The organism is Kitasatospora sp. NPDC058492, assembly GCF_042720685.1.
In the GTDB taxonomy this organism is placed as follows: Bacteria; Actinomycetota; Actinomycetes; order Streptomycetales; family Streptomycetaceae; genus Kitasatospora.
This window is the reverse complement of the sequence record NZ_JBHXMU010000019.1, coordinates 49,376-62,197: the sequence shown is the minus strand read 5'-3', so window position 1 is coordinate 62,197 and position 12,822 is coordinate 49,376. Positions and strand designations below refer to the sequence as shown.

At 71.5% G+C, this 12,822-nt stretch carries 11 protein-coding genes; 3 read left to right on the top strand and 8 right to left on the bottom strand.

All coding sequences use genetic code 11. The features are described 5' to 3' along the window. Positions 1 to 100 precede the first annotated feature (100 nt). Both ACFWPI_RS15150 and ACFWPI_RS15145 read left to right on the top strand, forming a co-directional pair. The gene (locus tag ACFWPI_RS15150) at positions 101 to 925 is read left to right on the top strand and encodes a hypothetical protein (protein WP_380370709.1); all 825 of its coding nucleotides are present in this window, start codon (positions 101 to 103) and stop codon (positions 923 to 925) included. Between the two features lie 74 nt (positions 926 to 999). Then, complete coding sequence (locus tag ACFWPI_RS15145; protein WP_380370711.1) at positions 1,000 to 5,223, top strand: hypothetical protein; 4,224 nt, start codon at positions 1,000 to 1,002, stop codon at positions 5,221 to 5,223. Between the two features lie 69 nt (positions 5,224 to 5,292). Here the strand turns inward: ACFWPI_RS15145 and ACFWPI_RS15140 are convergent, their stop codons facing one another. The 3 genes from ACFWPI_RS15140 to ACFWPI_RS15130 form a co-directional block, all read right to left on the bottom strand. Then, positions 5,293 to 6,279, bottom strand: a complete 987-nt coding sequence (locus ACFWPI_RS15140; RefSeq protein ID WP_380370713.1) for an aldo/keto reductase — start codon at positions 6,277 to 6,279, stop codon at positions 5,293 to 5,295. A gap of 113 nt (positions 6,280 to 6,392) precedes the next feature. Next, positions 6,393 to 7,256: an ABC transporter permease gene (locus ACFWPI_RS15135; RefSeq protein ID WP_363372650.1), complete on the bottom strand. Its 864-nt coding sequence runs from the start codon at positions 7,254 to 7,256 to the stop codon at positions 6,393 to 6,395. Then, positions 7,256 to 8,227, bottom strand: coding sequence for an ATP-binding cassette domain-containing protein (locus ACFWPI_RS15130; RefSeq protein ID WP_380370716.1), 972 nt, complete (start codon positions 8,225 to 8,227; stop codon positions 7,256 to 7,258). The genes ACFWPI_RS15135 and ACFWPI_RS15130 overlap by 1 nt, the downstream gene beginning before the upstream one ends. Positions 8,228 to 8,327: 100 nt before the next feature. Between ACFWPI_RS15130 and ACFWPI_RS15125 the strand changes: the two genes are divergently transcribed. Then, positions 8,328 to 9,062, top strand: coding sequence for a TetR/AcrR family transcriptional regulator (locus tag ACFWPI_RS15125; RefSeq protein WP_380370719.1), 735 nt, complete (start codon positions 8,328 to 8,330; stop codon positions 9,060 to 9,062). A gap of 47 nt (positions 9,063 to 9,109) precedes the next feature. On the opposite strand, the gene ACFWPI_RS15120 is transcribed toward ACFWPI_RS15125, so the two are convergent. The 5 genes from ACFWPI_RS15120 to ACFWPI_RS15100 form a co-directional block, all read right to left on the bottom strand. Beyond that, on the bottom strand, positions 9,110 to 10,528 hold the full coding sequence (locus ACFWPI_RS15120) for a PLP-dependent cysteine synthase family protein (protein WP_380370722.1): 1,419 nt from the start codon (positions 10,526 to 10,528) through the stop codon (positions 9,110 to 9,112). Positions 10,529 to 10,679: 151 nt separating this feature from the next. Beyond that, on the bottom strand, positions 10,680 to 11,057 hold the full coding sequence (locus tag ACFWPI_RS15115) for a hypothetical protein (RefSeq protein WP_063346728.1): 378 nt from the start codon (positions 11,055 to 11,057) through the stop codon (positions 10,680 to 10,682). 261 nt (positions 11,058 to 11,318) lie between these two features. Further along, the gene (locus ACFWPI_RS15110) at positions 11,319 to 12,068 is read right to left on the bottom strand and encodes a hypothetical protein (RefSeq protein ID WP_380370729.1); all 750 of its coding nucleotides are present in this window, start codon (positions 12,066 to 12,068) and stop codon (positions 11,319 to 11,321) included. 17 nt (positions 12,069 to 12,085) lie between these two features. Beyond that, positions 12,086 to 12,277, bottom strand: coding sequence for a hypothetical protein (locus ACFWPI_RS15105; protein ID WP_063346730.1), 192 nt, complete (start codon positions 12,275 to 12,277; stop codon positions 12,086 to 12,088). Next, entirely contained in the window at positions 12,274 to 12,717 is a 444-nt protein-coding gene (locus ACFWPI_RS15100) for an ATP-binding protein (protein ID WP_380370731.1), read from the bottom strand. The genes ACFWPI_RS15105 and ACFWPI_RS15100 overlap by 4 nt, the downstream gene beginning before the upstream one ends. Between the last annotated feature and the right edge of the window lie 105 nt (positions 12,718 to 12,822).

Here is a 12,822-nt window from a genome sequence, read left to right as displayed (position 1 = left end):
GGAGGTCTACCAGCGGATCGTCCGCCCCGCCTGTGCCGCCCTCGGCCTCCGGCCACTCCGCTCGGACCCTGCCCAACCGGACGAGCTTCGCTACCGGCAGGTGCTCGGGGCCGACATCGTCATCGCCGACGTGACCGACGGCAGGCCGTCCGTCATGTACGAGCTCGGCCTGCGCCACACCACCGGGCGGCCTACCCTCCAGATCGGTGAACGCAGTCGGCAACCGCCCGGCCTTCCACGCACTGGCAGGATCGTGTTCGAGCGATCCGAGACCGGGCTCGCACACGCCCGCCGGGATCTCCAGGGCGCACTGGTCAGAGCCCTCCGGAACGGCTTCACGCCGTTCCTCCCCGTGCGGATCCTGCTCGGCCTCCGTCCCCGGCAGGAGCCGACGCCGACCGCCGTCACCACCCCGACCAACCTCCTCGCCACGTTCCAGAGAACCATGCCCCCACTGACCGAGAGCCTCAAGGCGGTCACCGGGCTGGTGAACGACATCGCCTCGCTCGCCGAGGAGCTCGTGCCGGACCTGGCTACCGCACCGGACGGCACGGCGGCCGAACGCCTCAGCACCGCGATCGCCCGCCCCGCCGTGGAACTCAGGTCCTGTGCAGCGGAGTTCGCCGCGCTGATTCCCGACATCGATGCCGCTGTACACACCGCACTCAGCAGACTCGACCACCACCCGCAGACCCGCGACGACGTCCAGAACCGTGACGTCGCACGCCAGCTCACCGACATGTCCCGGTTCGCCCGCGAGGCTCTCGAAACCCTCCGGCTCCTCCGCATCACCCTGGACTGGCTCACCACCACCGCTCCCACTCTCCACGGGCCGGGCAGAGACATCGCCGCCGCGCTCGACCTCGTCACCGATGCCATGGCCCGGGTCGAGACCTGGGACCGCATCGCCCGTTCTCTGACGTGATCTGAGGCGCGGGGGGCCGCCGGCTCCCCGCGCCGCCCCCTGCACAGGCCAAACTCCGTGGAAAGGACGACGAATTGCCTCTCGGAGTAGATCTCACCCGGCTCCGTAGCGACCTCGGAGCCGCACCGGCCCAGGTGTTCGAGAAGCTCTGCGTCCATCTCTTCCCCGCGATCCTTGAGCGCGACTTCGCCCCCGCCATCGCCGGCACACTGCTGGCTCTCCGGCCCCCCGACGGCGGACTGGAGGCCTGCGCGCGGCTCGCGGACGGTCGGATGGTCGGGATCCAGGCGAAGTACCACGGAAAACTGAGCTCCGCGCTCGGCGCCGTGGACAAGTCCATCAAATCAGCCCTCACCCACCACCCTGACCTCACCGACCTCCTGGTCTTCCTCCCCCAGGACCTCACCGCCGGGGGAGGCACCATGCCTGGTACGAAGCAGTGGGAGGCGGCGGCCGAGCGATGGGCGGCGCAGGTTCACCGTGCACGTCCCGGTTCGCCCATGCGGTTCCTCGCCTACACCAGAAGCGATATCGAGCGCGCCCTCGTATCGCTCGCCGAGGAGGCCATCCCGGCGTACTTCGACCCTTCCTACCTGCGCTTGTCCGACCTCCACCGGCACGCCGCGGCCGCCGCCCACACCGTTCGCCACTGTCGGGGGCGGGTCGACATCCAGTCTCCGCTGCTCGCCACCTTCCTGTCCGACACCCTCGCCGAGCTCGACAACCCTTCGGCACTCGCCAACCGGCTTGCCGAGACCGCATGCGCCCTTCGGGTATGGGATGGCTGGCGCCCGGCACTCGACGACCTGCCCACCCCGTCCGCCGGACCAGTGACGCAGGCTACTCAGAGATGGACCCGTTCCGACGGCGACCGCGCCCTCTGCGCCGAACAGCTGGACACGACCGCGAACCTGCTCGGCACGGAGAGCCGAACCGACCCGCAGTCCCTTCGCAGACAGATCGACCAGGTGCTCCAGCTCTGCGGCCGGGCGGCCGAGAGCATCACCGGCATGCACGAAGAGCTGATGGCCGCCGTGTGCGCGGCCAAACCGTTCGATCCACTCCCGTACGTGCAACGCGACTCTGTAGGCCGTCTGCTCGCCACGCTCGACGACCTCCAGACCTGCGGGCACCGGCTCCGGACCGTATGTGACGACCCCGCTCTCGCGGCCCGACAGACCGGCGCCCTCCTCGTCGGCGGCGGCTGGGGAACCGGCAAGTCCTACGGGCTGGGCGGCTGGGTCCAGGAACGCATCACGGACGGCGCGCCCACGGCCTTCGTCTGTGGACACGAGTTCGGTCCGGGCGAGGCTTTCGAGGCCCAACTCCCTCTTCGAGTCTCACCCGGCACCCGGGCCCACGGTCTGCGCGACCTGCTCGCGGCCCTCCAACAGCAGGCCCTGCTGACCGGCCGTCGCGCCGTACTCGCAATCGACGCGTTGAACGAGGTCCGCTGCCTGCACGGGGACGTCCGAACGGCGTTCGCTTCCTTGGCCGAACTGGTGCGGTGCTACCCACTGGTGACTCTGGTCGGCACCGTCCGGATGGACACCCGGCCGGCCGGCTCCGTGGGCACCTCGGAGACGGCCGGCACCCGGGTTCATGGCTTCCTCTGGAATCCCGGGATCTCCCGCCCAGGCCAGGCCTGGCGGGTGTACCAGGACATGTACGGGCTCCCGGAACTGCTGCTCCCGCCAGACGTCTCCGAACTGCGCCGCCCGCTGATGCTCGCCGTGCTGGCCTGGTGCCTGCACCGCTCCCCGCAGCCGGCCCCTGGCCCGATCGTCACACCGACCGTCGGCGACCTCTTCCAGTCCTGGCTGCTCATACTCGACGGCGACTACGCCGCACACCTGGACGAGGCGCACGCGCTCCGCGCCTGTCCGTCGCCGGCCCCGCCGCCCCTTGTCACCCTCGCCTGTGAGGTCCTGTCCGAGCGGGTCGGAGAGGAGGGCACCCTCGAATACCGCGCAGCCTGCCAGGTGCTGGCAGACACTCCTGGATTGAGCGATCCGGCCGTACTCCTGCGTTGGCTGGAGAATGCGGGCGTACTGGCCCTGGATCCGAACACCCGACGCGTCCGCTTCGCGATCCAGCGGTTCGCCGAACACGTCCGAGCTGTGAACCTGCTTCGTGGCCGACGTCCCTCCCGGGCCGTCGCCCGGATCGTTCACGCGGTGCACCGGGCGCGCGACGGCGATCCGGAGTCCGCCCAACGTGCCGACCACCAAAGGATGCTGGAGGCGTTGGCGGGTGCGACGCCGCATGTCGTCGAGGGCGCCGAGCTGTCGGACCTGGTGCCCCGTCGACATCGGTCCCTCGTCGCCGGCGCGGTTCTGGAGTCCCTGGAGGGCCGGGACCCGAAGCGGGCCGGCCGCTCATCCCGGGCCTTCCTGATCCGACAGCTTTGCGACCCCGGGTCCGCCCCGAATGCGCTGTACTCCGTCCTGGTGAACGCGACCTGCCACAAGCACCCGCTGGGAGTGGAGTTCCTGCAGGATCAGCTGACCGCCTGGCGCCGTAGCCGGTTTGAGCGCCGATTCGCGGGGCCCATCGTCGACCTCCTCGCCGATCCGAACGGAATCGCCCTTCTCCGCAGGCTCGTCCACTGGGCCGAATCCATTGGCCCTCGGGGCGACGCAGTGGTCGAAGAGGTCACCTCGCTGCTGCTCTGGCTCTCCGGCGTCGGCCACCACAGCTTCCGCGACGCCTGCATTCGCACGGCGGCGGACCTCTGGGTGAACCGGCCGGAACTGATCAGCCGACAGCTCACCCGCTTGGGCCACCACCGGGACGAACTCGTGGCGGAGGCGACTTGGCTCGCCGCATACGGGGCCCTCGCCCGCAGCTCGCCAGCGGACTCGGACCACCGGATCACGGATCCGATCACGGCTGCGATCACGCGTGCGATCGCTCGGCCGCACCTGCGCATCCACGACGCGGTCCTCACCGTCCGGGGCGTGCTCCGCCCGGACGCCATCGCAGACAGCGCCTTCCCCGCCGTCCCTCTGCGCCGCCCGCGGGTAGCGGTCCTTCCCTTCGGCAGTCGAATCATCGCGCGGGCGGCCTCAACGCTCTCCTGGTGCCCGTTCGAGGAGGAGAGCCCGAGGCCCCGCCAGACCTGGCTGACCTCTCGGGCATGGTTCCTCACCCTCGGACTGCCCAGTCGACTTCTCCGCAGAACCGACGCCGGGGAGTTCGAGACCTCCAGCCCCGCCGTGGCCAAGGCCCTCCAGCGTGCTCAACAGGAGTGGTTCGCCGAACAGGCCACCCGTGTCCTGCAGACGGCGTCCCCGCCGGATCCGGAAGAACAGGAGGAGGCCCGATACTGTCGGCGCGCCGTCGACCCGACCCTTGGCGCAGGGTGGAGAACCCGGATCAACACCCTTGCACGATCAGAGAACTGGTGGACACCGCCGTTCTCGGCCGCCGAGGCGCGGGCCTCGGCGGCCGGACCTCCGGCAGCTCTGACAGAGGTGCTCATCCGTTCCGATCCCAACGGCGCGCCATGGCTGCTGCTCAACGGTCTCTACCACCTACGCGGCGACGAGGAGCCGCCGAAGGAGGATCTGCCACGCCTGCATCTACCGCCGCACATCATCCGCCCCACCGACTCCTGGCGGCGCGCCTCGCCCGCACACCGGATCCCCCGGCTTCCTCCCGCTCTGCGGGTCGAGTCACACCTGGTGCCACGGACCGCACTCAGCAGGGCGTTGACGCAGGGCGACGGCGTGCCGAGGCGGCTGCAGCCTCTGGAGAACTGGCCGGGCCACAGCTTCCTGGCGGAGTACTACACCCGGCCCGAGTTCGGCGTGCCGCGCGTCGACTGGTCCGTCCCACTGCCGACCGCCGTCAATCACCCGGGGAGCCAAGCTGGGCCGCCGATCTACGGGCGCTTCGCCGACCCGGTCTCCCAGCCCGTCCCCAGTCGCCGGCTCACGGAGGCGCTCAGGGGCCACTGGACCGGCCACCATCTGGACTTCACCGACCCGTCCACAGGTGACCTCCTACTGACCGATCCCGGGTTCGCCGGCGCAGGGCCCAATGCCATCCTCCTCGCAGGATCCGCCGTCGACCGCCTGCCCGGGGACGACACCGTGCTGCTCTGGGCCGTGACGCTGGTCGACCCAGGTGAGGTGCGGGCGGCGAGCTGGTCGTCGTACTGCGTCCTCGACTCGGGTTCGGTCCACACACTGCCGTTCCCCGGGCCATCGACTGACTGGTGGGTACCGGCGAGGAGATGGCCGCAGCTGGGCCTGACCGACTGGCCCGACGTCTCCTCGAACGGGTCCGATTGACCTCGCCGATGTCCGCCCCGCTGTCCTGCCCCGGTCGTACCGCCGGGGCAGGACAGCGCCCGTGCGCGGCTACCAGGCGTAGTCCTCCGGGGCGGGCTGGTGGCCGGGGAAGAGTTCGTCGAGGCGGTCGAGGGTCTTCTGGTCGAGCTTCAGGTCGAGGGCGGCGACGGCGGCGTCGAGGTGGGCGGGGGTGCGGGGGCCGATGATGGGGGCGGTGACGGCGGGGCGGGTGAGGAGCCAGGCGAGGCCGAGGTCGGCGGGCTCGGTGCCGAGGTCGGCGGCGAGGTCCTCGTAGGCCTGGAGGCGGTCGCGGTGGGTGGCGAGGAGTGCGTCGGCCTGGGGCAGGGCGCCGCGGACGCGGGTGCCTTCGCGTTCCTTGCGGAGGATGCCGCCGAGCAGGCCGCTGCGCAGCGGGGACCAGGGCAGCAGGCCGAGGCCGTAGTGCTGGAGGGCGGGGATGACCTCCAGTTCGATGGTGCGGTCGAGGAGGTTGTAGAGGGACTGTTCGCTCACCAGGCCGAGGAAGTGGCGGGAGCGGGCGGCCTCCTGGGCCTGGGCGAGGTGCCAGCCGGCGAAGTTGCTGGAGCCGACATAGATGATCTTGCCCTGGGTGACCAGGACCTCCATCGCCTGCCAGATCTCCTCCCAGGGCGTGTCCCGGTCGATGTGGTGCATCTGGTAGAGGTCGATGTGGTCGGTGTTCAGGCGCCGCAGGCTGGCCTCGACGGCGCGGCGGATGCCGAGGGCGGAGAGCTTGCCCTCGTTGGGCCAGTCGCCCATCGGCCCGTACACCTTGGTGGCGAGGACGGTGCGTTCGCGGCGGCCGCCGCCCTGGGCGAACCAGCGGCCGATGATCTCCTCGGTCCGGCCCCTGAGGTTGCCCTCGCTGTCGCGGCCGTAGGCGTTGGCGGTGTCGAAGAAGTTGATGCCCCGCTCGTGGGCGGTGTCCATGATGCCGTGGGCCTCGGACTCCTCGGTGTGGGGGCCGAAGTTCATGGTCCCCAGGCAGAGTCGGGAGACGGTCAGGCCGGTGCGGCCGAGGTGGGTGTACTCCATGGCGCCCACCTTCGGCCGTACCGGCGCCGGTGTCCAGCACATTCCGTCAGACGAGCAGGCCCACAGGCGCGCAGACGAACCGGGTCGGACGGAATCGCCGGATTCCGGCCTGTTCAGCGCCCGTGCGTGGCGAACTTCCGTACGGCGAGCGGCACGCAGAGCGCGAGCAGCAGCCCGCTCCAGAGCAGCGAGGCGAGGACGGCGTGCTGCATGGGCCAGGCGCCGCCGGCCGCGGAGGGGTTGCCGAAGAGTTCGCGGCAGGCCTGGACGACGGCGCTGACCGGGTTCCAGTCGGCGACGACCCGCAGCCACCCGGGCATGCCGCCGGTGGGGACGTACGCGTTGGTGACCATCGCGATCGGGAAGACCGCGACGGAGAGTTGGCCGGCGGCCTCCTCCTTGCCGATGGTCAGGCCGAGGCAGGTGCCGACCCAGGTCATCACGAAGCGGAAGAGCAGCAGCAGGGCGAACGCGCCCGCCGCGTCCCCGGCGCCCTCGCGGACGCGCCAGCCGGCGGCGAGGCCGACGAGCGCGAGGAGGGTCAGGACGACGAAACTGACGAGCAGGTCGGCGAGGGTCTGCCCGAGCAGCAGTCCGGTGCGGGAGACGGGCATGGAGCGCAGCCGGTCGGTGATGCCGCGGCCGACGTCGCGGGCGGCGCCGACCATGGTCACCATGATGCCGTTGGTGGCGACCATGGCGAACAGGCCGGGCATCAGGAACTCGCGGTAGTCGCCGCCGCCCGGGATCCGCATGGCGCTGCCGAAGACGTACCCGAAGACCACCACCATGATCACCGGGACGCCCAGCGAGGCGGCCAACAGGCCGGGCGAGTGGCGGTAGTTGAGGAGGATGCGGAGCATCGACGTCCAGGTGTCGACGGCCAGCCGGGCGGGTCGGGACGGTTTCGGCGCGGGGCGGGACGGTGTCGGCGCGGGGCGGGACGACATCGGCGCGGGGGTGTACGCGGCGGCCATCAGGCGGCCCTCCTCAGGTTTTCGGCGGATTCGCGGGTGAGCGCGAGGAACACGTCGTCCAGCGAGGGGGCCCGTACGGCGGCGTCCTCGGCGGTGATCCCGACGGTGTCCAACTCCCGCACCAGCGAGGGCAGCAGGACGGACACGCCGGGCTGGGTCAGTACCGTCACGGTCCGTTCGGCCGCGTCGACCTGCGCGTCGCCGCCCGAGAGGGTGGACAGCACCACGGCGGCGGCGGCGAGTTGGGCCGGGTCGGCGAGGGTGACGGACAGCTGGCTGCCGATCGCGGCCTTGAGCCTGGCTGGTGGGCCGGTGGCGATGGCGGCGCCGTGATCGACGACGACGATGTCGTCGGCGAGCCGGTCGGCCTCCTCCAGGTACTGGGTGGTGAGCAGCACGGTGGTGCCGCCGTCGGCCAACTCCTTGACGGTGTTCCAGATTTCCTGGCGGCTGCGCGGGTCGAGCCCGGTGGTGGGCTCGTCGAGGAAGAGCACCGGGGGGCTGGTGACCAGGCTGGCGATGAGGTCGAGGCGTCGGCGCATGCCGCCGGAGTAGGTGCGGACGAGCCGGTCGCCGGCCTCGGTGAGGTCGAAGCGTTCGAGCAGTTCGTCGGCGCGGGCGCGGGCGCGGCGGGCGCCGAGGCGGTGCAGCCGGCCGAACAGGTGGAGGTTGTCGCGCCCGGTGATGCCCTCGTCGACGGCGGCGTACTGCCCGGCGAGGCCGATGGCCCGGCGGACGTCCTCGGCGGCGCGGGCGACGTCGTGTCCGGCGACGCGCGCGGTGCCCCGGTCGGGGGCGACGAGAGTGGCGAGGACGCGGACGGCGGTGGTCTTGCCGGCGCCGTTGGGGCCGAGCAATCCGCAGACGGTGCCGGCGGGAACGGTGAGGTCGAGGCCGCGGAGGGCCTCGGTGGTCCCGAATCGTTTCTCCACGCCTGCCATCTCGATGGCGGGTCGGGCGGTGTCGGACATGGCTCTGCCCCTTCTCTAGGTACAGCGTACGTAGAAGCGTGAGCCAAATGCTACTACGTACGTCGTACGTATCTAAGATGGGGGGCGAGGTGATCATCCAGTGCCGTCCAACGAACCCCCCAGCAACAGCGAGCGCCCAGCCACCCCCGAGGCGCCCGAACTGATCTGGCTGCGCCCCGAACGCACCGGCCGCGGGCCGAAACCCGCCCACAGCCGGACGTCCATCGCCGCCGCGGCCGTCGAGATCGCCGACGCGGAGGGCCTGGACGCCGCCTCCATGCGCCGGGTCGCGGCCGCCCTCGGGGCGGGCACCATGTCGCTCTACAACTACGTGCCGAAGAAGGAGCACCTGCTCGACCTCATGCTCGACGCCGTCACCGCCGAGTACGAGCTGCCGGCCGCGCCGAGCGGCGACGTCCGCGCCGACCTCGCGGCGCTCGCCCGCCAGCAACTCGCCATCTTCCGCCGCCACCCCTGGCTGCCGACCCTGGTGCTCGCCCGCCCGGGCATCGGCCCCAACGCCCTGCGCTACACCGACCACTTCCTCGCCGTCACCGCCTCCACCGGCCTGGGCGGCGGCGCCCGGATGGAGGCCATGGCCCTGTTCAACGGCTTCATCTGCCAGTACGCCCAGTACGAGCAGACGGCCGCCGCGGGCGCCAAGTGGCAGGCGGAGCTGGTCGGTTACCTCACCCGGGCCGCCATGAGCGGCGAATACCCGCACCTGGCCCAGGCGTTCGCGACGTCCGGACCGCCCTCCGATCCGGACGCCGCCTTCGACCGCTCGCTGGACCGGGTGATCACGGCCATCCTGGCCCCGCCGACGCCCCGCTGAGCCCGCTGCTCAGCCCCGCCGACCGGCCCCGCCCTCAAGCCGCGCCCTCAGGCCCCGCCCTCAAGCCGGGGCCGCGACAGCACCGCCGCCGCCCGCCCGTCGACCAGCACCAACACGGCCTCGTGCGCGCCCCCCAGCGCCGCCCGCGCCTCGGCCGGCGACTGCCCGACGCCCACCGCCGGCAGCGCCGGCCCGAGCAGCGCGCCCAGCGGACCACCCGGCGAACCACCCAACGGATCGCCCGGCTTGGCGCCGCCGTCCGCGAGCGCCGCCGCCAGCACCGCCCGCGACACCGAGCCGACCACCTCCGTCGCGCTCACCCCGTACGGCCTCGCCGCCCGCGCCAGCACCACCGGCGCCACCCCGCCGGGCACGGCGCGCAGCACCTCCAGCGCCTCGCCGACCGTCGCACCGGCGTCGACCGCGACCAGCGGGCCGGCCCCGGCGAGCAGCGACCGAAGGCCGCCCGCCGACTCCGACTCCTCCTCCAGGAAGCCCCACTGCCGCATCCAGTCGTCGCTGTGCACCTTGGACAGGTACGAGCGCCCGGAGTCCGGCAGTAGCACCACGACCAGGTCGTCCGGCCCGAGCCGCCGCGCGACCCGCAGCGCCGCCGCCACCGCCGTGCCCGAGGAGGGCCCGGCCAGGATGCCCTCCTCGCGGGCGAGCCGACGGGCCGTCAGCAGCGACTCGCGGTCGGGGATGCGCTCGAAGGCGTCCACCACCTCCGAGCGGTAGGCCTGCGGCCAGCGGTCCTCGACGGTGCCGGGGTGGAGGAAGTGCCCGATGCTCTCGACGAACCACGGGCTGCCGTCCCCGCCCCCGTACATCGAGGACTCCGGGTCGGCGCCCACGACGGTCACGGAGCCGCCGGACACCTGCTGGAGGTACCCGCCGGTGCCGGTGACGGTCCCGCCGGTGCCGACGCCCGCGACGAAGTGGGTGACCCGGCCGCCGGTCTGCTCCCAGATCTCGGGGCCGGTGGTACGCACATGGGCGTCCGGATTGGCCAGGTTGTCGTACTGGTTGGCGAGCCAGGCGCCGGGGATCTCCTCCACCAGCCGCTGCACGACGTTGAACAGGTGGGCCGGGTCCTCGGCGGGCACGGCCGTCGGGGCGAGCACCACCTCCGCGCCGTACGCCCGCAGGATGTCGGACTTCTCGGGCGCCGACTTGTCGGACACCCCGGCGATCACCCGGTAGCCGCGCTGCCGCCCGACGATGGTCAGCCCGATGCCGGTGTTGCCGGAGGTCGCCTCGACGATCGTCCCGCCCGGCCGCAGCAGGCCGTCCCGCTCGGCGGCCAGCACCATGGACAGCGCGGCGCGGTCCTTGACGCTGCCGCCGATGTTGAGGAACTCGGCCTTGGCGTAGATCGGCGCGGGCAGCCCGGCGCCGAGCCGGGCGAGGCGGAACAGGGGCGTCCCGCCGATCGCGTCGAGTACGGATTCGTGCACTGCGGCCATCACGGCCCCTTTCACTGGCTGTCCGCCCGAGCCTGCCCGAACGCGCGGTCAGATAGTCGCTGGTGCTGTGACCACGTGACCGACCGCGAACCGCAGCCCCGGAGTGCCGAAAGGGACAAGTTCACGAGAAGGACAGCGACAGAAGGACGACTCAGGAGGCGAACGGCTCGATCTCCCCCGCAAAGACGATGACCTGGTCGATGAGGCTCCGCCGCAGATGGACGACGTCCGTTCCCGCCAGGCGGGGGCCTCCGTCCGGCGTGGTGAAGACCCACTGGTACCGGGCCCACTCGTCAGGCATGTCCACCGCTGAGCAGCGCGCCATCGTGCCGGTCCCCGCCGGGTGGTGCCGGATGTCCAGCACGAACTGCTCGACCGCCGCGATTCCTTCGCTGCGGCCCAACGGCCCCCAGAAGACCACGTCCGAGGTCAGGGCCTGGGAGAGCAGGGCAGTCACATAGCTGTCGTCCGAGGCGTTGAACGCGGAGATGAAGGTGTCGATCGCGGAGCGTGCCGTCTCTTCCTGCATGCCCCAGTAATACCAGCCGTTGCTCGTGCGCTCGTCCCGCGAGCCGCCTTCCGATCACGGTGGGCCATCCCGGTCACAGCACTGGCAGCCCCGGATCGTCGAGGCCGAGTCGGCGAGGGTTCTCGACCGTAAAGGGGCGCGGACAAAGGCGCGTGGCGCCTCTTGCGCGCCCCTCAGATTTGCCGCGCTCCAAAGTGCGCAACGGTACGGCCCGCGCCCGCCCCGCCGATCGGGTGTGTGCGGAGAGTGATCGGCGCGCGATCAGATCAGTGGGTCGAAGAGGTCGCGCCCCCAGTGGCCGAGCCAGGACGCGGTGGCGGACCACCGGGCCTGACCTTCCGCACCTTCCGTACCTTCCGTGGACTCGTCGTACGGCAGCACTGCGGTCGGGGCGAGCCAGCCCTCCCCCGGGTCGATGCGGACCCGCAGCACCTTGAGCGGTCTGCGCAGGGCGACGAACATCCGCAGGTCGTCGGTGTGCGGGCAGTGGGTCTCGTAACGGTCGTGGACGGTACGGCAGATGGACTTGATGTCGGTGTCCGCGAGCAGGAGGTGGCGGCTGCCGGGGCCGAGGTTGACGCAGAGGCGGCGGCGGGCGGTGTCGCGGTCCGGGTACGGCAGGTTCTGGTGGTTGTCGACGTGCAGGCCGAGGCACAGGCCGCTCTCGGGCAACCGGTGGGTGACCAGCTCGCCGGGCGGGTCCTCGGCCGGATCGAGGGCGACGTGCAGCGGATCACCGAGGAGGCCGACGAGCGCGGCGACGGTGTGGACGTCGGTGACGGTCCCGGGGAGGCGGAAGAACTCGACCAGGCCGCTGTCCTTGGTGAAGAGGCCCGGCGCGTAGCGCTCGGGGTGCTCCTCGGGGAGCGGGGACCAGTCGCCGGCGGGGACGACGGCTCCGTTCTCGTAGTCGGGCTCACCATGGACTCTGCGGACGTTGCCGATGTCGCAGCGGGCGCGGAGGGCCGCCGGGTCGCGGAAGGCGATGGCGGCGGGGTGCATGGTCGTCATGAGGGGGGCTCCTCGGTTCAGTCGTTGTCGTCGTCGGAGTTGTCGCTGTGACGGTTGATGCCGGTCATCAGGGCGGCGGCCAGGGTGGTCCACCAGACGACGTCGGCGGTGGCCGGCTCGCGCGGCGGGACGAGGTTCGAGGCGAAGCAGGCGAGGGCGAGGCTGGCGGCGGTGATCGCAGCCGTGGTGGCGAGCTTGATGGTGCTCAACTTTCGGGCGAGGGAACGTTGCTGTCCGCGGTACGGAGGACGCGCGCCCAGACGCGCTTGCCCGCGCCGCACCGCGCGATCACCCCGAAGTCGACGGCGAGCCGGCGGGCGAGTTCGATCCCACGGCCGCACTCGTTGAAACGGCCCGGACGCCGCTCCAGGAGCGGGAGGTCACTGCGGGGGTCCCAGACTTCGAGGCGGCAGCCGCCGTCGAACTCCTGAAGGTAGAGCCGGACTTCGCCGTCGCCGTGACAGGCGTGGACGACGGCGTTGGTCACGAACTCGGAGGCGATGAGGACGAGGTCGTCGACCGGGTCACCGACCCAGCCCCAGGAAGTGAGCTGGTCACGGACCAGGCGGCGGGCGGTACGGACCGAGGTTTCGTGCTCGGTGAGGGTGGTCTCCCAGGATCGGAGGACCGGGTTACGCAAGGTGGACATGAGTCACCCCACACCTTCAGTGGCGTGTTCGTTCGGTCACAGTGAGTGTGGCTGACATCAAATCGAACCCGCAACCCGAACGCAATGACAAATCCGTGGATCTTG

Excerpts from the sequence above, each read along its gene's own strand:
- ACFWPI_RS15140 (WP_380370713.1), bottom strand. The coding sequence starts at position 6,279 with ATGGAGTACACCCACCTCGGCCGCACCGGCCTGACCGTCTCCCGACTC.
- ACFWPI_RS15135 (WP_363372650.1), bottom strand. The coding sequence starts at position 7,256 with ATGGCCGCCGCGTACACCCCCGCGCCGATGTCGTCCCGCCCCGCGCCG.
- ACFWPI_RS15130 (WP_380370716.1), bottom strand. The coding sequence starts at position 8,227 with ATGTCCGACACCGCCCGACCCGCCATCGAGATGGCAGGCGTGGAGAAA.
- ACFWPI_RS15120 (WP_380370722.1), bottom strand. The coding sequence starts at position 10,528 with ATGGCCGCAGTGCACGAATCCGTACTCGACGCGATCGGCGGGACGCCC.
- ACFWPI_RS15115 (WP_063346728.1), bottom strand. The coding sequence starts at position 11,057 with ATGCAGGAAGAGACGGCACGCTCCGCGATCGACACCTTCATCTCCGCG.
- ACFWPI_RS15110 (WP_380370729.1), bottom strand. The coding sequence starts at position 12,068 with ATGACGACCATGCACCCCGCCGCCATCGCCTTCCGCGACCCGGCGGCC.
- ACFWPI_RS15100 (WP_380370731.1), bottom strand. The coding sequence starts at position 12,717 with ATGTCCACCTTGCGTAACCCGGTCCTCCGATCCTGGGAGACCACCCTC.